We start from the raw sequence: 21389 nt of genomic DNA, 5'->3' as shown, positions 1-21389 counted from the left end.
GCAGTTTTTGGGTCGCGCAGATGGCAAGATCCGATCACATTCACGCCCCCCCGTCACACAGCGCAGATGCTGTTCGGATTCGGCAACTGACGCCGGCACAAACCCCTAACGATCTGTGCCGGCGTCAGGCAAGCTCAAGCAAACAAGCAAGTTGCTCAGCAGTTACCAGCTTTGGACCACCGCATCCATGCCGGCGTCCGACAGCGCCTTGGCACGTGTCTTCATCCAGTCGTCCTGGAATGTCTTGTCGTCAGCATGCTGGCGGGACATGACATCCTTCCAGGCGTCTGCCAGAACTTGCTGACGCTTGAGAAGCTGGTCATTATTCGCTTGATGCGCATCCGTCCAGACACCTTTCTCCTTGAGAACTTCGATCGCTCCCTCATGGAACGGAACAACCCAGTCAAACTTCTGCACGTCCAGGTTCCAGCCGGTGTTGCCCGGCGCCGCGTCTTTGTACATGTCAAAGGTGTCGATCATGGCGGTCATGACTTTCTTGACCAGATCTGTTTTCTGGTCGGCGTAGGTCATGAGAATCGGGTACGGGTAGGCCGAGGAGTTAACGGTATTGGTCTTGCTCAAGTCCGCACCCTCACCTGCCTTGATGGGATAGAAGAACGGGCCGATGGCCTGGACGCGAGCCCAGCCTTCTTTATCTGCCGGATCCATGTCCGGATAGACAATGCCGCGTGGCGATTTAGCCAGTGCGTAGGACTTGCCGGCAATCGATGATGCAAATACCATGTCGGCCTGCCCATTGATCACACCATCAAGCGCGGAGCCGTAACCGCCGAACTCGACTTTCTGAACGTCATCCCAACCCAAGCCTGCGAATGCAAGGATGGCGGACAGGTTCTGGTTCAGTGCCGGTGCACCAATAATCCAGGCTGCACGCTTGCCTTTGAGGTCCGCTGGTGTCTTGACACCGATGTCACCTGCCACGACAGCGGTCAATGCCAGATCGACCACGTTGAGCATCAGTGCACGGACGGGCTGTGGGCCCCACTGTTTGGCACCGAACTCGTAAATGCCTTCCTGGGCCATGTAGCTGCCGCCCACACCATTGGCCGAGAACTCGACCTTGCCTTCACGCAGGGGAAGATTGCGGGAGATGTCGTTCTTGCCTGGCAAGATGCGCAGGTTGACACCGTACTTCTGCTTGAATGCATTTCCGATCGCAACGGCCTGGTTGTAGCCAGCGGATCCGACGTCATACGCACTCCAGGCCAGCGTCGATGGCAGACCGACCGTGTTGTCCTGTGCTGCGGCACCGGGCGCATAGGCCAGGCTACCTGCCGTCAATGCGGCTGCCAGACACGTGGCGAGTCCTGTGCGATTCATATATCCCCTCATAACCATGTTCTCCATTATGTGTGTACTAAGAGTGATCGTCATGCTGACCATCGGAACAACGGATGTCCAGACTTTTTTAGCGGTTGCCGGATGTCTTGCGAGAACGGGTCACTTCAATCAACCCCGCAAGACCGCCCGTGAGCACAGTCACCCAAACCCGTTGTCCCTGCTCGTCAGGCAAGGAGATCAGCATCAACGTGAGACTATCGAACAGGATGTCCTGACACACCCCGTTCATACCCTCGCGCCCGCAGCAAGGACGTATTCCTTGACAATCGCCGGATTCACGTTGAGCAATCACGACCTGGGCTCGGCTGAGGTCCCGGCTTGAGAGGCAGCTTGAAAGGCAGCTTGAATGGGTGATTTGAGTGGGTGATTTGAGTGGGTGATTTGAGTGGGTGACTTGAGTGGGTGACTTGAGTGGGTGGCTTGAATAGTGGCTTGAATGGCGACCTGGGCGCTCCCTGAAAGGCCAGGGCAGATGCCAGCCTGAGACAGATCTACCAGATCCACCGTGCGACGATGCATTTACGAGATCCGGGTACTGACCAGGAGAGACCGGGACAAACCTACTTGATCCAGCCTTCGGCACCCAGAAATTTGGTAAGAAACGGCATGGATAGCAAGAGTGCAATGATAAGCACGGCCAGGACAATCACCACCCAGAACGGCATCCGGTTGACGATCCGTCGGGTCAGGTGAAACAAAAAGATCTGCAAAATTCTGGTCAGATCTCCCATCGATGCCCTTCTCCTGAATTGGTTGATAACCGGTTTGCTGTTCGCTCGATGCCGCTGACAATGAAACGCCTGCTGCCCAACCGCTCGTGCCAGCATCCAGCCTGTTTGCTACTTGTGACCACTGAATGGTGTCTACGTGAACAGACCAGTAGATACGTTCGAGCCGGATTGCTGTCTTTGCGCGAGATCCTGGTTGGCTGATCAGAGAATGATACCGCTGAGAAACCGAATCTGATGACCAGGTGTTCAGGGGGTAACAATCTGAAACAGCTGTTCCAGCGCAGACTCATCCGAGATCAATCGGGGCAAGCCATTATGGATCACCTTCTCGATCCCCTCGCGACTGTAGAAACCGCCATTGAGTTGAGTAGTGTGGATAACGGTGTCGCGGAAGCACTTGAAAAGGTAAGCATCCGGACGATCTGGCTGCTGCCAGAACGCATCGAGTCCATGTTGCGCGGTCAGCCCCGGCATCGAATAGATCGGGTCGCTAAGCGTGATCACCGGACTGCCATGCTCCAGTGCGGCAACTCCCGTGGTGCTATTGACGGTGACAACCCCTGCTGTTCGTTTGAGAATGGGATTTAAGGCACCTGTATCAACATATACCGCTCGCCGCTGGATACCCAGCTCGTCAGAAAACTGATCAACCATCTTGCGGTAGTTGATCAAACCGATATCAAGTGGATGGTTCTTGATCAGCAGGTTACTTTGCGCGGGCGCATGACGGGCAAACGACTCCATCACATAGCGCAACACATCCTTCATCCCATCAAAATCCGAGTGATCCCGGATCTGGCTATCGCTGTTGAGCTGCAACGGCAAAAAGAAGAAGGGGTCGTCCGATCGAAGCACGCGTCTTAAACTTTCCCGATCAGTCCTCTGATAACGGCTCTGTCGTGCCTGGCGCCACAAAAACCCGCCGTACTCGACTGGAGCCGTCACGGGAGCGTGTGTACGGTACCCTGGATAAACGATCGGATTGAGCATGCCGGCCCCGTGATACAGCACATCATAGGTGGCACGCTTCCAGAATGGGTTGTCAAACGAGGAGGACTTGCCTGAGGTCGGCAAAAGCGGGCCAATCTCGCGATACCACTCCGGATTCTTGGGAAGCCCAGAGTGTCGGTTGACCCCACCGCGCTCAAGCGTTACCCAGTAGGGCCGGAAGTAGCCTTCTTCAAATACATGCGTGGTAATGCCATATGACGGCGCAGTAACGATGGCCGGTCGGTGAACCGCTCGCCGGTCCCCAAAAAGAATCTGATCGGTGATGTCGTAGCGTTCGTAGACTGAACGCATGAATTCGTCCAGTTCATCTGGCTTCTGCCGGAATGAAACTGACGCCCGCCCTCCCCAGTTGGCCAGATCTCCCATATTGAAATTGATACGGAACACGCCGTGCCCCTGAGCAGCGAGTGCATCAGCGAGACGGGGGAAAAAGGGTGTACTGACCCCTTGCAGAAACAGAAATCGGCGCGCTGGCTGGGACAATTGGCAGTGAGGTTGACGTGCGAGGTGGTAAAGATTAGTTACGGGGGGAGTATATCGTAGATACCTGCCATAACTGAAACCCTGCCTACGCCCGTGCCGCTGGCCCATCTCGCTCGTGCACCAGACACTGCATTCCGGCACGCTCACGATCCATCCAGTCCTGACCGGCCGTTAGCAAAAAGGCAATGAGCGCGTTCCCTGACTCAACGCTCCCACGGCGGCAACACATTACGCACGCGTCCAAGGCGCAGGTCCGCTCGACCTTGATTGAGGTTCGGGTTGTAGAAGGGGTCATTGGCAATCACCTCAGGCCATGTGCGTCGCATGTACTGGGCTTCCCTGAGTGCTCTGGCCTGTTTCTCCGGGTTATTATCCGACCCGCGGGAAACCGACTCGTAATGAAAGAGTTCGGCATAGGGCGTGTAGACGACTCTGTATCCTGCCTGACGCACTCGCAAGCAGAAATCGACATCATTGAACGCAACGGGGAGATTGTCGGCGTCAAACCCGCCTATTTCCTCGTACAGGCTTTTGCGCACTAGCAGGCAGGCAGCAGTGACCGCTGACAAATCCTGCGGCAAAACGGCGCGATTCATATAACCCGGATCGTCTCCGGCAATCGGACCATGCAGATGCGAAGCACAACCGCCCGCACCAAGCACATCACCTGCGTGCTGCAGACGGCCATCGCCATACAACAGTCTCGCACCCACAATACCGACGTCCGGCTGGGACAATCTGCCTGCCATCTCGTCAAGCCACTCCGGGGTGATGACCTCAGTATCATTGTTCAGCAGGCAGATCAACTCCCCTTTGCTCTCTTTGACGGCATAGTTCTGGATGGCGGCGAAATTAAACGGGTGATCGTATGACAGTACACGAACCCGGTCTCTTGTACGCAGTGTCTGCATATAAGCCAGTGTGTCGGCACAGTCACTCTGGTTGTCCACCACAATGACCTCGTAGTTTGGCCAGGTTGTCCTGGCCAGAACGCTCTCCACGCAGGGCTGCAGCATGTTGAGCAGATTACGGGTGGGGATGATGATCGAAACCATGGGCTCAGGCTCCGGTACCTTGTATCGAACCCTGAGATGCCCACGACAATCTGATGTGACCGATGCCGCAGTAGCGCCGAGACTGATCTGCTCCTGAACCTCCTGAACGCCAGGTCGGGCGTACCCATCACCTGACTCTTTCCTGGCGTGCCAGAGGATTGCAGGAATATGACCGACTTTCTCGGTCGTCGTCAGTCGTGCTGCAGACATAAAAATACTGTATGCAGACCCTGACTGAGTCTCCCTCGATAGTTTGCGCCAGAGACCTGCCTTGATCCAGAATGCCTGCCCCATGTATCCGGTCACCGTCGCCAACTCGGGCGACCAGTCCGGTTTGAAACAGGGCTGACTGCGCACACCTGACGCATCAATGACGTCATGATCGCTGTAGACCAGGTTGTACCGGGACAGCGAAGCATCATACGCAAACCAAGCCAGCATCCAGGGTTCGAACTGAATACCAGGCTGACAAAAACAGATCCATTGCTCACCCCCTGAACAACCCGGCTGATCAAAAGAGTTGGTATCAGGCTGATTGCCATCCAGAAAAGACAAGGCAATACGATCTCCCCCGGTTACTCGGTGCAGGCTTGATTGTGTGATTTGTACCTGCACAGCAAAATCACTTTCTGACCAGGTTCTGGCATCTACAGAGCCCATGCCCAACGAGGCGCGACTCTGGCCAACTACCACATGGATCGCAAAATCAGCAGGCAGAGACATTCGACTCAACCTGACCAGACTATCTGGCGTGACACTTTCGCAGCGGTCAATCCACTCTTGATAGCCGAGATCGGGATAGTGGTAGCGCAGACGTCCGACCAGGTTATTGCTGTGCTCCAGTCGAAGCATCATGCCAGGCCAACGCAAATTCAAGCGTTGCCTGTCAGACGGAGTCATCCGCTTCCAGTAATGCCAGACTCGCAACCCCATCAGAAGATAGGCGCGCGCGGCTGACAAGCCTCTAACGCGGTGCCTGACAAGCGTGGGACTTGCCCCCTCTTGAGCAGGCTCAAGAAATAAAGCAACTGGGCGAAAAGGGGCATGAATCACTTCACGCACCCTGCCCTTCAGGGTAACGGGTAGCCCCAGGCGAAACTCAGCGCCATCACGGCTGACGACCCGCAAAAATAGAATCAGATCATCATCACGACCGTCAACGACTGCGTCGACCAGAAACCAGCGAGACATCGAACCCGAAAATTTCAGTGGCAAACTCGCCATCACGACCAACCGTCCTGCTTGTTGATCATCATGGCATTACGGGATCCACTCGTATACGACATAGCTGATTCAATCAACAGGAACTGACCTGAAAAGCGTTGCACCAGTTGGTCCTGCACTGGCGTGATACATCCTTTCCTACGATTGAATAGTCGCGAGACACACATGCAAAAACTTTTTCTCGATCTGAAAACGGTAATGAACGATGAACAATGACCCAAATCGACCCGAATTGACGCGAAACAATCAAAATCCGGATCATCAGAAAATCAAAGCACCTATGGTCAGACATTGATATCGCCACCTATGCACGCCTGAAAAGGTCACGTAGACCTGTGACAAACTGCCTGATGGCACTTAAACACGGTCAAGCATTGACTCGTAAACATTTTTCAGTCGCTGGGCCAATACATCCGGATGATAACCCTCAATCGCGCGCTTTCTTGCCGCCTGCCCGAACGCCACCCGGATCCGATCGGATTGCGCAAGACTGACCAGCTTCTCTGCGACCGCCTGAGTATCTTTGAAAGGAACGAGGTAACCCGTTTCGCCGTCAACAATCAACTCAGGTATAGCACCCCACTCATAGGCGACCACTGGCCTACCTGCCGCCATCGCCTCGAGCACCGTCCGCCCGAATGACTCCTGAAAGTGCGACAAGTTCACAAGTACGTCCATTTCTAGCAGCACCTGCTCAGGCGACTCGACATAGCCCGCGTAAACCAGATTACTCGGCACTTCGCCTGATGCTTGTCGTACCAGGACATCCTGGAGTTCTGGCGTGCGCGGCCCTGCAACCAGAACCCTCGCCTTCGGCAACAGTTGTTCAAGATGACGGGCAACATCCACCAGGTCATTCAGGCCTTTCTTCGGAAGATTGCTGCTGATCATTCCAACTGCAAACGGCCGCGACGAGGAGCCCGACGACGCCCCGCCTTGATCCCGAGCAGTTATCTGATTTGCCGGATCGTCTGCTCGCGCTGAATCAGGCCATGGCGGCGCAAGCAACGGCAGTTCAAGCAAGTTATTCATTGCAATCGTGTTAGGTACGACCACGACTTCACAATTATCAGACGACCGGGATTGTCTTGCGTCGCTCACTTCAGATGCATGAGACGAAATCCAGCGTGCGACTGACAGGGAGTTAGCAACAACTTGATCTGCAAGGCTCTGAACTCGATGGAGCAACTGCTGTGGTGTTGCATTCAATGTCCAACACAGATCCTTGTCATGATCTGGCAACTCTCTCACGTGGATCAGGCATGGAACTCCGGCCTGTCGAGCAGCGATCAGTGGCTCATCCAGAACAAGCGTGTTGACGTGAACAAGATCGACATTGAATTCCTTGAAAAGAACGCGGAACTGCTCGACTGTGATGGCACAGGACATCTTGCCCGTCTGCCACCAGCCATACGGCATGATTTTGAGGGCGACAGACTCAGCCCGCAATGCATCGCAATATGCCACGTTCACGGCGCCAGGCAAACAGACGACAAGGTTGTAGCCCAGCTGCCTGACTGCACGTGCAACATCCAGCAAGCTTCTCTCTGCTCCGTATAGACGTGGGCCCGCAATATGACCGACAAGCAGAACCGTCTGCCTGCCCGGTTTGTGATGGACTCGGCCCTCCAGCACGGGGCAAGGGTCCCTTGCGGCAGCACGCCCTTCCCGCAAATAGTCTATCAGGGGGTGTAAACCTGACTGCAGTACGGCGGGATATTTTGCCAGATAGCCAGATGTGCTAAAGCATGGACCAGGGTCACGGCCCTGGTCCACACCGTTTCGCCAGTAATGCTCGATCGGGTCAATTCGCTGGCTCTGAAGATCCATGCAGGTTTCCAGATACCATCCTGCATCAAAGAGACCAGAGTACTGGATCTCATCAAGCGGATCGGAGTGCTGGACGGGTAACTTCTTCTTGCAAATCGCCACTGGTGCCGGGAAGGCTCGCACAGACTGGCTTGACGCGAGGTACAACTCACTTCGACCGACGGTTGGCGTCTCGGATGACGTTGGCGTCTGGGGCTTTCTAAACCGGGCATGCCAGCGTCTGGCGCTTTGCATGTAGTCTTTACGCACACCGTTAAATTCGCTGACCAGATGGGTCTCACGGTGCTGGCTCAAAGAGCCCTCGTCCGCCCGCCCGATACTCAATGGGGTCTGAGGATCGGTAAAAACAACTGCGTCATCCCCCCAGACTGCCCGCAGACGCTCCCAGTACTCGCTATCACCATTGACCCGGACCTCATCCCAGAATCCGATGACGTCCAGCACTTCGCTTCGAATCATCAAGGAAGACAGGTTGGGATAGGTCCATCCATAATGATTCAGTCGCCACCGGTGAAACAGTAGATCGTCTGTGGCCCTGACCCACCATGACATGGAGGCCTTGGCATTAGGGTTCTGCTCCAATGAACCTACCTGTCGCGATATCTTGTCTGGATGCGACCAGTCATCACTGTCATGGGTCGTCAAGAAAACGCCCTTCGCCCGCGTCATGCCAGCATTGCGTGCAGCGTAGGCCCCGACATTCTCAGGCAACTGTACGAGACGCAACGAGACACCTGAAGGACAGCGCGACATCATGTCTTGCACGCAGGCTGGTCCTTCGTCCTTGCTGCCATCATCAACCACGATGATCTCGAGCGGCCGCCAGGTCTGTTCGAACAGACTCCTGACCGCGGTTTCGATCGTGCGCGCTGCGTTGTAAAGGGGAATGATGACAGAGACCAAAGGACGGTCCAAAGCCCCACGCTCTACCCCGGCAATCGTGCTCACCAGATCTTTTCTGCTGTCACGCCCCTCGAAGGGCACCGTACTTGCCAGAACGCCAACCAGATTATCAATATGAAAACGCAGATCACTCGGGGGATGCGACGACATCTCTGATGCCTCTGGCCCGTCAACCACTAAAGAATAGGGATCTTTCAACCCCACGGCTGACAAGCCACGACTCAACCAGATCTCATTGAGCAATCCAAGACGTGCTTGTGGACTGTCTTGATCAATCCATGGTTGTGCGTTGACCATCGCCAACGCTGTGTCGGCATGATCCGGATATCTCCGTTTAAGCTCATTCAGAACATCCGAGAACAGCATCTGTGACATAGCGGCGCTCATTGATGGCGCGTGAGCGACGTTCTCTGGATCCTGAGCTACACATACCCGGCTTTGGCGGCATAGTGCTTCAATACACAATAACCATGGACCTGCACCAGCGAGACTTTCATCGAAGTGAGCGATTCCTGGAAGGAGCATATCGAGAACGGCGTTCCAGTCGCACTCCCACGCGAACCATCTAGCCAATGCCCAGCGGGCAGCCAATTTTTCCTGTGGCGTTACCCCTTCTGCTTCAGATCCCGATAGCAGGCTTTGTAATCGGGGAACCATGACTGCGTGCGCGCCTGCCCATAAATGCTCATCCCACACCAGTACACGATTACCTTGGGGCAGTCGTCCCTCTGTCTTACCAAAACGCCAGTAATGCACCCAAGGATCCATCCCGGCGGCAGCAACGTCAGGGTACTCATTCAGGTACCACTTACCGTTGAACCCGGGTTCGGGCTTTGGAATCTGAGGAGTCGCTTTACCCCTAAACCCCGGGACTCGCTTTAGATACTTCCAGATTGATTGCATAAGAGGGTGAGATTGGCCCACAAGTTGTGAACACCGAAAAATGACAATGACCCCGAACATACGGGAAAGTGGCTTCATGGTGATTACTTCATTGTTACTAAATTACCACCTAACGAAATCCTACCTGATTCGGAATCAGCTCGCGGTCACAGTGATGTAGCCCCAGCTTCATTCGCCCCTGCCCGTTACACCTCAGCCCGGCTAACACTGAATTTGGAGACCGAAGCCCTGTTGTATCATTCAACACAACGGTTCGACTGTGACGTCTTGATTCATGGTCGCATCATTTGCGAGTTGGACAACATGGCGATGTAAATAACTGAAAGCGCGACTTGATTCACAATTGGTCCCCCATTGACCACGGAGGATCCGCATCAGGTTCCAGTATGATTCAAACATCATGCACGCTGCGACGGTACCGCGCAACAGATGGGTATTGGGGCGAATTTGACTGTCATTGCATCACGTCAGCCGAACAAACTGACCAGTTGGACAAACCACTTCAACTGATGCAATTTGACTCTGGCATGACGTGCGCCAACAGTGGCAGCTACTGTGCTTCACTCAGTAATCTCAGATGCGAGTCACACCTGGATAGAACAAGTCGAGCCGAGGATGCATCTGGTGATTACCAACAGCTGTTTGTATTAATTTTCCAAGGATAGTCAAAGGCTTGAATTAGCCTTATGAGAGACCCGTATATTGGGTGACGCTCTTGAATTGACTGACTCGATGAGTCAGTTTCCGGGTCATCGCGTGGCCATGATTTATAGCATTGCAGGATTCTGCTGGAGTGAGTGTGAAGTTTGCGTTAGCAGCCATTGTTAAAGACGAGCGAGACAGCATCCTGGAATGGCTAGCTTTTCACCGTGTGATGGGTGCCAGCCATTTTTTCATTGCAGATAACGCTAGCACCGACGGTACGCGCGAATGCCTGGCAGCACTGGCTCTCCAAGGCTGGCTCACATTGATCGACTTTCCTGGTGAGCCGGGGATCAAACCACAACTACCCGCCTACCAGCGAATCCTTGCACAATGCAGGAACCTTTGCGATGTCGTCGCTTTCATTGATGCAGACGAGTATTTGCTGCCGTTGCAGGAACAATCTGACCAAGGACTTGTGCCTTGGCTGGAGACCGTGTTTTCTGACGATGGTGTCGGTGCTGTCGCAGTCAACTGGGCCTGCTTCGGATCGGGGGGCGCCAAGTTCCGCGATGTCGGCCTGATCATCGAGCGTTTCACACAGCGTGCGCCACATTACTTTGGGCCCAATCGGCACTTCAAAAGCATCGTCAGACCAGACTGGGTTCAGGCATTTGGCAACCCTCACTACGCTCGTCTCAAACGCGGTCGATACGTTAATGCAGAAGGCTCTCCACTCGAAATCAGAATTGATAAGGAAGGGAAACAGCGCTCTGGGTTAAGTCAGTCCGTTTGCTGGAAAGGCGCCCGCCTCAACCACTATCTGGTCAGATCGGTCGAAGAGTTCGTGCTCGGCAAGGCTCGCCGCGGTAGTGCTGCAACCCCTGGATACAACAAACAGCGAACATACTTCGAGAAGCATGACCGTAATGACGAAGTGTGTGAGTTAGCCCTGCCCTGGGTGCCAAAGGTCAAAGCAGAACTGGCAATACTTGAAAAGCTTGTCGGGCAAGCACCCCCCCACTTGCCGAATGTTTCGCCACAGGCAACTGAGTCTAAGACGCCCTCAAAGCAGTCAGTGTTTTCCGTGTCGCCCCCTGCAGGCAAGAGTCACCGCGGATCACATTCGACCAGCCTGATTTCCTGGTTCAAGAGAAAACTGCCCGGTGGTGAACCGGCCTCTGCATCACCCGTCTTGCGGTTCGAACTCGACTACCCCTCGGTTAAACGGGATCCGTTCGTTACAAAATCGGGCCGTGTCGTTCAAGGCTGGTTATTGCTGCACCCGGAGCTTGAGCATTCGCGCCAGCAGTTGAAGATCATCGCAGAGTGGAATAGCCAGTTCGAACTCGAATACCCGTTTAACGTTTCCAGGCCAGATGTCATCACGCAGATCCTCGAAGCCGATCCTGAGAATCATGCTCAATTGACATGTGGGTTCAGTTTTACTGTGCCACTCCAACTAAGGCACTTCCGTCTTTGGCTTGACTGTGAGGGTGAAAGGTTCCGTTTACCTGACGTTCATGTCGAGGATCCGTCGGAGTACCCGGATCGCCCCAAAGTACTTAAGGGCGAACACGGCTGGCTCTTCCTCGATAACGACACCAATGGCAGTGTGGATCAGTTCACTGGTCATATGCGTCTGAGCACAGCAGGCCTCACGGGCTGGCAAGATTACTTCACCGAGGCTGGAAAACTTGCAAGTAAGCTCGGTGTGCCATGGGCCCTTCTCATTGCGCCATCTAAAGAAAGCATTCTGGGGAATCGATACCACCCCAGAAAGCCCGGCACTGCAGGTCCGATTGATCAGGTCAGAGCGATTTCCGCAACGCACCCGTTAGTCTATCCGGACGATACTTTGCGAGATCTTGGCGAAGAAGCGTTCATCCCGACCGACACGCACTGGTCGCACCGGGGTGCGATGCACGCCGCACTCGAACTTGCAGGCAGGCTGGGGGTCAACGTACATCGCTGCAAGCAAGCATTTGAGAAAGACGTTTATGCGCTACGAGAGATGGGGGGGGATCTGGGTAACAAACTGACACCAAGACAATCCTCAAAGGTCCAGGTACTTACCTCATTCAATCACGTTCGACAAAAAAAGTACGACAACGGCTTGCCGAACTTTGGACGGCTGATAGTCACCGAATACCCGAAAGCACTAAACAAAGGCACGTTAGTGTTGTTCGGATCATCTTCGAGCTATGCCATGTTCAACCACCTTGTGCGGATCTTCAAACGGATTGTTTTCGTGCACAGCGCAGGCAATATTGATCCGTTTGTTGTTCAGCAGATCAAGCCTTCATTTCTGGCAGCCCAGACCAATGGCCGGTTCGTCATCATGCCGCCGACCGTCGGACAATCACTCCGGTCGCAGATTCAGGAAAAAATTGAGCGACTGACCCCCGATGAACGAAAAACGGTAGAAACACGCCGAATCATTGCAGAGCCCGGTTATCTGCAGGAGATAGGTCTCGAAGCTTTCGAAGAGGCTTTGGTAAAAGCATGGGGTGAAAAGACCGAATAGTCAAACATACAATCTTGAAACTCTACCGCTGCTCACAATCATGAACGCGCGTTCTTATAGAGTGAACAACAAAGTCTCCTGATTCCTGGACGAAGTCTCATCCTGGATGCTCAGACAAGGTGACAAAGGTTCGTACCATCGGTAAAACGCAATTCGACATAAGAATCTCATCACCAACCGTAGGAGCAGCGCTACGCAATGCTTGCATGAGACCCGATGCCAGACTACCTGCATCACCGGCCTTGCACGCAACAATCCTTTCGTACTGGTTGGCGTAGTGCGCGAGCGGATTGACATCTGACACGACAATACGTTTGCCGTAAGAAAGCGCCTCTACAACCTTCATGGGTGGCACCAACTGACAAACCGCATAAGGCTTGCGCGGAATCACAATTACATCAGCGAGCGCATAGTAGGCTTGAACCTCAGTGTGAGGTACGCGACCTGCTCTGATCAACCAGACGGGATCCTGACCCGACTCCACTAGCCTATCGGACAATGGCTTCAGGCGATTGGCCAGTGGTTGATCATCGCCAACAAGCATCAGCTTAAACGACTCGCCTTCTCTATGCAGCCTGTGGCAGGCATCAAGCAACAAATCAAGCCCTTCGTACTCATTGAAGCTACCGATGTAGCCAATGACTTTATCGCTGGACTGGATTCCAAGGCGGCCCCTGAGCGCCCTCACTTCCGACGACCCGGCATCTGGCAACGTCTCCCGTCTCCGGACCGCGTTCGGAACAAGACCAATCTTGCTGGCATCCACACCACGCCGCACGAGCTCATCGCGCATGGGTGGATTCAGGGTAAATATATGTTGCGCCTTCTGCGCGACAAACGTGTCTAATGCCCTCGCCTCCCTGAAAACTTGACGCTCCGTATACGAGGGATTCTTTGCTGCTTCTGAAAGCTCCCAGAATCCGCGGATTTCATTCAAGAACGGTAACCCCATTCGGCTCGCTGCTATCCAGGCAGGGATCCCCACCTTCCAGTCCGAAGCGGCAAGCACAATTGACGGGCGGAATACTCGAAACAGCTCCTGCAATGTTGCGGCACTTGCTGAGATCATATCGAATGGATCAGAAGCCACTTTACCTAAGGGACTGTGCACATAGCGAACGCCATCAATCTCTTCTACCGGACCTACAGATGTAACACTCGTCACTCCTGAACCAGTAAGGGACCACGGCCGACCGGGCTGGACCATGCACAGCACATCCAGCCCATGGCCTTTGAGCGCGGATGCGACACTATGCGTTCTGACTGCATATCCATTGCTGGCGTAGCTCACGCCATGCGCAGCGATGTAAGCAATACGAGATTTGACTGAAGAAACAGGCGCATGGGAGCACTCTGCTAAACCAACAGCATGTTGAATCAGTGCGTCCATGAGCAGATCCACAGCTCTCGCCGACAATACCACCACTGAGTGGCTTTCGTCGCTCTCGAAACTGTCATAGCACAAGCGGAGTCCTTGTATCGAGGAGTTTCCGCCTCGCCTAGGAGAGCAATCAGGGTGTCATTCGCTCGACACAAAGGATTGGAAAATCTCCGAACAAATAGCCCCACCAGGCTCTCTAACCAGGCACTACAAAACGTGATCATCGCGTTGACAGAAAATGCACCAGCGGATTGGTTCTGGACGCTTTGAGCTCAGAGTGCGTGTCAAGGTAATGAGCCGAATCAAATCCGGGACCAGGATCTCTTCCCTCGAAACCGCCAAACTTCAGATAGTGCCGCGCAGGTGCCTTTGAAAACTCAGGATGCTTGGCAACATCGGGGTATTTCTCCAGATACCACTTGGCATCAAACTCACGGCTGTTCTCGATGAGTTCGACCAGTCGCCTTTCTTCTCGCTTTCGTTTGTTACCGCTGAACCATCCTCCGCCTGAGGTTGAAACTGGTTGATCAACCGGCTTGCGCGCATTCTGATCAATCTGAGTTCCTTCTGGAGACGTCGCATTCTCCAGCATCTGCGTCAAGGCAGCAATCTCGGTGTATTTCTCCGAGAGTTGGCGTCGAAGCTGACTCTCGACCGACTGTAAATTAGATGTGAGTTGCTTTTGTTGTTGCAACTGGCTTTCAAGCGCCTGGAGTGAAGACTTCGTTTCTGACAAGGATTTTGCAAGAGATTCTGCTTCGCTATCGCGACGAGCCGCTCGTTCCTCGGCATCATGCAAACGGCTCTTCAATTGAAGAACTTGTTGTTCCAGGTCTGTCTTGATATCTTCTGCATCGATTTTGACTTGTTCAATTGCAGCATCATGCTCAGCTAGTTGCGCTTCGTGTGCTTGCCTGAGTGCATCCCACTGCTCTGCACTCTCCTTCGATTGATTTTCGATCCGAGAGGTCAACTCTTTAGTCAGCGCCTGCGATGAAGCCAACTCGCCCTGGAGCCTTTGATTCTCAGTGTCCTTATCCTGAAGACGTTCTTCAGCCTCGCTCAGATGACTCTTAGTCTCGTGGGACCTCTTAGCCTCGGCGACTAGCGATTGGTTCAGGCGAGTAACCTCTTGCGTCAGTTCACTCTGGAGTTTTTCTCTTTCTGCACGTTCGACTTGAGCCTGCTGTAGGGCGCCATCAGCACGCTTTTGTTCACCAAGCAAGGACTCCTTGATCTCTAACAGCTGCTCCTTTGCTGCTGTGAGTTGTTCTTCACGAAACTCATCCTGAATTCGAAGCTTCTCGAACTCGAGCGCCTGCTGGCTTTGTTCCAACTGTTTTGCAATCAGCTGCTCGGCTTTTTGATCAAGCAACCTGCTGCTGTCAGCCAACCGATGTTGGAGCCTGTCAACCTCCAATCGAAGCGTGTCACGCTCCTCCTGCAAGCTGCTGACGCGCTGAGCCATTCCACCTCGCTCTTGTGCATTTCTTTCTACTTGCTGTTCAATGCGTCTCGCGTACTCAGCGGACTTAGCCTCCTGCCTCGTCAGTTCACTACTTGCACTCTGGTAACGCTCAGAGAGCACTTGAACCTCTTGTTCTTGCACTTTGAGAGCTTTCTCTACTTCTACCAAGCGAGCTTCTCGATCCGCCACGACCCATGCATCGTGACAGGCACGCCCGAGTCTCGCAAATACTTCCCGTGCGACCTGAATGCCTCCTGCGCCGTCGGCAAGCTCAAGCAGTCGCGCGATAAGCAACCGTGGACTCGACCCAACAGCCACAAGACCCACTCCACCGCCGTGAGTAAACGAAAGGGATGGATACTTCTTTGTTAAACCATCGAAAACACGTCTACCGTGATTTCCATCTCCTCTTCTGGCGGTGCCAAGGATTACCATGACTGATTGAGGGGACATCAACGGTGCCCAGGCCTCAACCTCATCTTCTATTGCTGGGGATGATCCGTCGAGCAACAGCAGATCAACCGAACCTTCAGCAAACTGCTTAACGGCATCAACAGCGCTCTGTTCGATACACTGCGAGAAAGCAACATAGTTTTCGTTGCGCTGAAAGACTTCTTCACTCAACTCTGCATCAACGGCATAACAATTCGCATCGAGTCGTAAACGCTCGACCGCCTGGCATACTGCAAAGTGGTGTGCGCCACCTCCAAGATGCAAGGAAACGACGTTCTGAGGCTGAACAGCTTCAACCAACCAGAAAAGCATCGGCAAGTGCTCTAGCCACGGGGAGGATACGAGGTAGTCTGGTTTCCAGAAGACCGCTCCCTGCGCAATCAAACCCATAGCGGGTGTCTGGGCAACCTGGTTGCGATTTGAGTACTGGGGAGTGGTGTCAGTCATGATGGATACTTTTTCTTAACAAAATAGACAATCAAGATTATCGCTCAATGAACAGCCTCGAAAAGCTGTGTAAACAATTCTGTCAAAGTTGGCTCATGTACTCTCTGGATTCACACCGAGAGAGGTTGCCACCATGCACAGTACTACGTCGGTCGTGAAAAACTCAGTTTCGAGCAACATTCGTTGTCTATTGAACACATCTTCACACCGTGGATCCTGTTCCACTGTTTACTATATCGGCCTAAGCTATCTGGTTGATGGTGATGTCAGCACGACAGAACCCGACTGTCATTCAAGTCATCAGTCACAAGCCCAAGTTACCTGAGGGCCAGTCGTGCAGTCACAGACTAGTCCAACATGACGCGCATTGAACACCCTTCACACAAAGAAAGTCTTACATTTGCGATTCATCTTCAAACGGAAAGGTTGCCCTACCATGGACTGGACAGCTGCGTGGCGAAAAATCAATGAGCACAATGCTGAACAAACGCAAGACTGGGTTACTCAGGTCAGAAACGGTCTGATCGATCTGGCCAAAGAGACGATATGCACTCAAATCCACAAGAAATCACACTCTGAGGAAGCAGACCGGAGTCACGCAGAAGGACAGCCATGCGAACAATGCTTTTCGATCGACCACCTCTCAAAGGAGCAATCTCTACATCCACATGACCATCATTCGATGGACTCAGCCAATTGCAAGCACCGGCCAACTGAAGAACCCGATCTGACAACGAATAGGGAATACGTTACACCCAGAAAACTTGCATCAGTAGTTAATGAGCGGATGCACGAAGACTATGCGAGCTTGCATGTCAGAATGACCGCCGCCATGCTGGCTCAATCGATCGAACTGATCCGGCAAATAATTATCAGCACCCGGAATGGTACGGTGTCCGTTAGAGGGCTTGGAGAATTCAAATGCAGAACCTTCCCTCAGCCCACAGAACGCGGTGAAGATGGCCGTCTGATCCAGCGGGTAACGTTCCGACCGGCAAGTGTCGCTACCTCGATTGCGATCTAGCCTCGCAGGCCCAAGTCAAACAGCGTTTTAGCCACGGGCATCTCGTGTCTCGCATGAGCCGGGGTGCCCTGCCCTCAAAAACTGGCCATACCTCCACTGCTGGCTGGCAGAACCTTACCGTCCAGCCATATTTCCGCATCGGCAGACAGCCGCTTCGAGACTTCTCGCAGCAAGGGTTCGACCTTTTCACCAAAATCGCTCTCACTGTCCATGTGAACACAAACGAGATCCACTCCTTCCAACCCGTATAGCGGATCTTCGAGATCAATCGTGGACTCCCACCTTCCCGGAGTCGCTACCGTGTCTAGCGAGCTTGCAGCCTCGACAGGTGTCATACGATCAATGCTGCGCAACTCTACCCAAATATCAAGATTCTTCTCGCGCAACAATGACCGCACCTGCGTCAAAGATCCCTCCGAGAGTCCCAGCGAAACAGCCTGCCCTCTTGAGTTCTGACGCAATGCATCGGCAATGACCAGAGTGGTGATACCCGCACCTATTTCAACGATCTGTCGGTACTTCTTGAACTTGATGCGTTCATGAAGCTTGCTCAACGCGCTGGTCGCTTCCTCGGCAAAACCAAATGACGAAGGAAGGGATAGACTGGCTAGTATCGCAGGCAGTTCGCCGGAAACATCAGAATCAGAAAATGCCACATGTTCAGCTTCGCCAGACACATCCCCAAGAGCCAACTCCTCTGACTCGTCGTCTGCCAGTATCACGGATAACGGAGACAACCAGGCCAACTCAATCAGACTGTTCTCTGTGACTCGCGTTAGCTCTGCCTTGAAAGACTCATTGACAAGTTTCTCACTAAATACCCGCGATCCATCAGGAAGTAACGAGATCATCCGGGCGATAGAGTTCCAGTCAATGCCAGTGTCTGACACGAACTGAGGCCTGAGAAGCACGAGAACTGGTGATCGCACACCACGCATTAACGCCGGCACCAGTGAATCGAAGGCGGATGGTTCCGAAATCCTGTGTAAATTGATCTGCGGATGCCCATTCATCACAGAACCCAGGACACTCAGCATTTCACTGACATCTTTACGACGAGAAGAATAAAACAAATGAAGTCGGGCGTGCTCTGCTCGACCAGCCACATCTTGCAGCCACTTTTTGTCCGAGACATTACCCAAGACTAGCAGACTGGAAATGTCTGTTCGAGCCACCAGAGCACTCGTCAGATCCGACACATCAAGCTCGCAATACTCGAGGTTCATCTGGCTTCGATGTTTAACCGTCGCCAAAGATTCAAGTGGAGAAGGGGAAAAAAAATAACGCTGAGAATAGCGGTCGTTGGTTACGGGTGAGGAGACGCCAGACCATGTGTGCCCGCCGAATTGCTCGAGTTTCCGGATATGACACTGAAGGCGGTCATTCTCTTGTTGTAATTGACTAATCTGCTCAGCAAGTGATGCCCGCTCGCGGGCATACTCGAAGGATAGTTCCTGCAGGCGAAACTCCGGAGAGTCATCAGTGTCTGGCTCGTCGTAACCTTCGCTTTCTGTCTCAGAGGCTGCTTGATCCTTCACCTCTTCAGAAACATCCTCTTCTCGGGGCTCATCAGAGGGCAGGTCTTCTTGTTCAGTCATGGCTCACCTCCATGGCAGCACCCAGGCCAGTGACAACGTTGACCGCTAGGCCGCGCCGTTTTGCCCAAGTGGTGCAAAGGGCTTTCAGTGAATCTGGCAGGTCCGTGCTGATCCACACTTCCCCAGTTTTGGTCATGCGTTTAAATAGGGGCGGCAGCATGGTCAGAAGCACTGTAGCCAAGCGCTTCTCCGTAAAACCAGTTGGCGTGATCACCAGACGGCCGATGCCTTCCAGGCCTTTGAGCGCGGCCTTGTCGGCAGTGATCAGCGGTGTCGACGTCAGCGGGCGGCAGCTCAGCCAAGTAGTCAGGTAGTGTTCCTTCAGCTGCGCCTGGGCCTGCTTGCAGTCTGCGGAATCATTTACCAGCAGGCTGACATGTCCAATCATCTGCTCCCGGTGCGACCGGACCAGCGCCAAATAGGCCGGTGAGCTTCCGATCATGACCGATTGAGTTACGGGATCGACTTGCCGGCTGGTCCCCAGCAGCGTTGCTAGCGGAAACTCGGGGATATCTGCCTTCTCGGATGCCGGTGCAACCTTGTCTTCGGCCATGGCAAAGCGGAAACGTGTGGTGACGTTCAGCCCACGGCGCTCCTTGAACATCACCCGCAGCACCTGGCTGGATTCCACCTGGTTGGCCTTGTAGGAAATACAGCTGAAGACCTTATCGCCCTCGCGCCCCTTCGCCACCGAGAGGTTATCCGGGATCTCGCCCTCGAACTCAATGGTCAGCCGACTTCCTGTGGGGCTGATGACCACCACCTGGCTATCCTCGATGGTCAGCATCTTGTCCTTGGGGAAGTGCCACTGAAAGGTGACATTACGCTGCTGGCCGTCATCGGCAGAGACCGTATCCTCTACCTTCAGCACCTTGGCCGCGGCATCGAAGGCTACCTTACGCTCGTGAACCACCGGAGGTAGCACGTCCAGCCTCATGGTGAGCTGTGGGGCGGGCGCGGCTTCCGAGTGATCGGTCACCTGCCAGGCGCTTAGCCGGTGTTGGAACTCCTTGGCATAGCTGGCATGGGAGATGATCGGCACGTTGTGGCCGGGACGGCCCCGCATGTACTTCCGCACCGGGTCCTTGTTGATGTAGTTGTAAAGACCCGAATCAATCAGCCAGTCCTCACCGCCGGCATAAAGGCTGATATGCCCCTCATCCTGCTGATGGTGATAGCGGCTGGAGCAACCCACCTTGGCGATCAGATGAAAGGCTTTCTGGTAATGCTCCTTGGCGGGCCACTGGTCGCGGAAAATCGCGTAGCCGGACTTGGGATAAACGCGGTTGAGCACCGGGGGCCTAATACCCTGCTTGCCCTGGGTCAGGGCATAGAGGAAGTGCTGGTACTCCAGGCGGTGGCCGAACATGTCCCGGTAGGCATCCGAGGTGGGCAGCTGCTCGGTATCGCCAATGGGCGGCAGCTTGCCGTCCGGGCGCAGGATATGGGTGATGAAAGACAGCGCCTTGGCCGAGAACTGGCTGAACTGCTCGGCCAGATCCCCCAGCACCTCCTCCGGGTAGTCCTTGATGATGCCCAGGAACACCTTGAAAACGAAGATGTGATAGGCAGGGCTGTTCTCGACGTGGACGCCCTCATCGGTAAAGGCAAAGGTCAGCTCGCTGCTAATGCGCCGAATGGCGATCTGCTGCCACTCCCGGGCCTGCTCCCCCTCGAACACGGTGCCGAGCAGCAGCAGCACCCGCGCCTGCTCAAGCCCATGGTTGGTGTGCTCAGAATAGAAGCTATCCTTGGCCAGCCACTGGCCATGCACCACCAGCGCCTGCTCCAGATAGGTTAGAAACTCAGCATGCTTGCTCACCCACTCGGGGGCGTGTTCGCGGCAGTAGTAGGCAAACAGCACCAGCTGTTCCGCACGCAGCGCGGTGGCATGGTCGTGCCAGATGAACTCAAACGGGTAGCTGGTGTCCGTTTCCAGGTAGGCATCCAGCCATGACTGAATCGCCTCGCGGGCCGAGTCCAGCACCGCCTCATCGCCAGAGGCGTGGTGGTAAGCCATCAGGTAAGACAGAAACGACAGCCAGTTCAGCCGCCACTGCCAGCTACGGTTGTTGAGCGGGTCCTGTTCCCAGTCACCCCAGCCAGAAAATGGGACGGCCTTGAAGGGAGCCAGCTCAAGCTGCTGCTTGACGACCAGCTTCTCGCCCAGTTCCTTGTTACGAGACTGAGCCGAAAGCCTCTTAACCTTATTATCGACGCAGCACAAGATTTCATAAGAGTCACTGGGCTTTAACGGCATAACAACCTACTATTAATCAAAATCACCCCAAAGATTATTTGAATTTCTGAAAGCGTCTACCATACCCATGATCAATCAACTTGATCA

11 protein-coding genes are annotated in these 21389 nt (G+C 54.0%); 2 read left to right on the top strand and 9 right to left on the bottom strand.

Going from position 1 to position 21389, the window contains the following annotated elements:
* Positions 1-162: 162 nt before the first annotated feature.
* Positions 163-1341 (bottom strand): TAXI family TRAP transporter solute-binding subunit, encoded by a 1179-nt coding sequence (locus tag DBV39_RS01315; RefSeq protein ID WP_108620019.1) that lies wholly within the window; start codon positions 1339-1341, stop codon positions 163-165.
* A gap of 52 nt (positions 1342-1393) precedes the next feature.
* On the opposite strand from DBV39_RS01315, the gene DBV39_RS19345 reads away from it, so the two are divergent.
* Entirely contained in the window at positions 1394-1684 is a 291-nt protein-coding gene (locus DBV39_RS19345) for a hypothetical protein (RefSeq protein WP_159078721.1), read from the top strand.
* Between the two features lie 238 nt (positions 1685-1922).
* Here DBV39_RS19345 and DBV39_RS19340 read toward each other — a convergent pair whose 3' ends face one another.
* The 4 genes from DBV39_RS19340 to DBV39_RS01300 all read right to left on the bottom strand — a co-directional run bounded on the left by DBV39_RS19340 (position 1923) and on the right by DBV39_RS01300 (position 9580).
* Positions 1923-2093, bottom strand: a complete 171-nt coding sequence (locus DBV39_RS19340; RefSeq protein ID WP_159078720.1) for a hypothetical protein — start codon at positions 2091-2093, stop codon at positions 1923-1925.
* A 246-nt stretch (positions 2094-2339) separates the two neighbouring features.
* Positions 2340-3491: a capsule biosynthesis protein gene (locus DBV39_RS01310; RefSeq protein WP_227870757.1), complete on the bottom strand. Its 1152-nt coding sequence runs from the start codon at positions 3489-3491 to the stop codon at positions 2340-2342.
* Positions 3492-3790: 299 nt separating this feature from the next.
* The gene (locus tag DBV39_RS01305) at positions 3791-5866 is read right to left on the bottom strand and encodes a glycosyltransferase family 2 protein (protein ID WP_108620017.1); all 2076 of its coding nucleotides are present in this window, start codon (positions 5864-5866) and stop codon (positions 3791-3793) included.
* A 357-nt stretch (positions 5867-6223) separates the two neighbouring features.
* Complete coding sequence (locus DBV39_RS01300; RefSeq protein WP_159078719.1) at positions 6224-9580, bottom strand: glycosyltransferase; 3357 nt, start codon at positions 9578-9580, stop codon at positions 6224-6226.
* 721 nt (positions 9581-10301) lie between these two features.
* Here DBV39_RS01300 and DBV39_RS01290 point away from each other — a divergent pair.
* Entirely contained in the window at positions 10302-12671 is a 2370-nt protein-coding gene (locus DBV39_RS01290; RefSeq protein WP_108623014.1) for a glycosyltransferase family 2 protein, read from the top strand.
* A 97-nt stretch (positions 12672-12768) separates the two neighbouring features.
* Here the strand turns inward: DBV39_RS01290 and DBV39_RS01285 are convergent, their stop codons facing one another.
* From DBV39_RS01285 to DBV39_RS01265, 4 genes are all read right to left on the bottom strand, one after another.
* Positions 12769-14061, bottom strand: coding sequence for a glycosyltransferase (locus tag DBV39_RS01285; RefSeq protein ID WP_159078718.1), 1293 nt, complete (start codon positions 14059-14061; stop codon positions 12769-12771).
* Between the two features lie 211 nt (positions 14062-14272).
* Complete coding sequence (locus DBV39_RS01280) at positions 14273-16285, bottom strand: class I SAM-dependent methyltransferase (RefSeq protein WP_227870955.1); 2013 nt, start codon at positions 16283-16285, stop codon at positions 14273-14275.
* 1233 nt (positions 16286-17518) lie between these two features.
* Entirely contained in the window at positions 17519-19042 is a 1524-nt protein-coding gene (locus tag DBV39_RS01270; protein WP_108620011.1) for a class I SAM-dependent methyltransferase, read from the bottom strand.
* The gene (locus tag DBV39_RS01265; protein ID WP_108620010.1) at positions 19035-21302 is read right to left on the bottom strand and encodes a heparinase II/III family protein; all 2268 of its coding nucleotides are present in this window, start codon (positions 21300-21302) and stop codon (positions 19035-19037) included. Before DBV39_RS01265 ends, DBV39_RS01270 begins: the two co-directional genes overlap by 8 nt.
* Between the last annotated feature and the right edge of the window lie 87 nt (positions 21303-21389).

This window comes from Orrella marina, from assembly GCF_003058465.1.
Taxonomy (GTDB): Bacteria; Pseudomonadota; Gammaproteobacteria; order Burkholderiales; family Burkholderiaceae_B; genus Algicoccus; species Algicoccus marinus.
The sequence above is the reverse complement of the archived record's forward strand: the minus strand, read 5'-3'. Positions and strand labels throughout refer to the sequence as shown.

Bases quoted from the DNA above. Each gene is read 5' to 3' on its own strand.
- DBV39_RS01270 (WP_108620011.1), bottom strand. From the start codon at position 19,042: ATGACTGAACAAGAAGACCTGCCCTCTGATGAGCCCCGAGAAGAGGAT.
- DBV39_RS01285 (WP_159078718.1), bottom strand. From the start codon at position 14,061: ATGGACGCACTGATTCAACATGCTGTTGGTTTAGCAGAGTGCTCCCAT.
- DBV39_RS19340 (WP_159078720.1), bottom strand. From the start codon at position 2,093: ATGGGAGATCTGACCAGAATTTTGCAGATCTTTTTGTTTCACCTGACC.
- DBV39_RS01305 (WP_108620017.1), bottom strand. From the start codon at position 5,866: ATGGCGAGTTTGCCACTGAAATTTTCGGGTTCGATGTCTCGCTGGTTT.
- DBV39_RS01280 (WP_227870955.1), bottom strand. From the start codon at position 16,285: ATGCTTTTCTGGTTGGTTGAAGCTGTTCAGCCTCAGAACGTCGTTTCC.
- DBV39_RS01315 (WP_108620019.1), bottom strand. From the start codon at position 1,341: ATGAATCGCACAGGACTCGCCACGTGTCTGGCAGCCGCATTGACGGCA.
- DBV39_RS01265 (WP_108620010.1), bottom strand. From the start codon at position 21,302: ATGCCGTTAAAGCCCAGTGACTCTTATGAAATCTTGTGCTGCGTCGAT.
- DBV39_RS01300 (WP_159078719.1), bottom strand. From the start codon at position 9,580: ATGAAGCCACTTTCCCGTATGTTCGGGGTCATTGTCATTTTTCGGTGT.
- DBV39_RS19345 (WP_159078721.1), top strand. From the start codon at position 1,394: ATGCTGACCATCGGAACAACGGATGTCCAGACTTTTTTAGCGGTTGCC.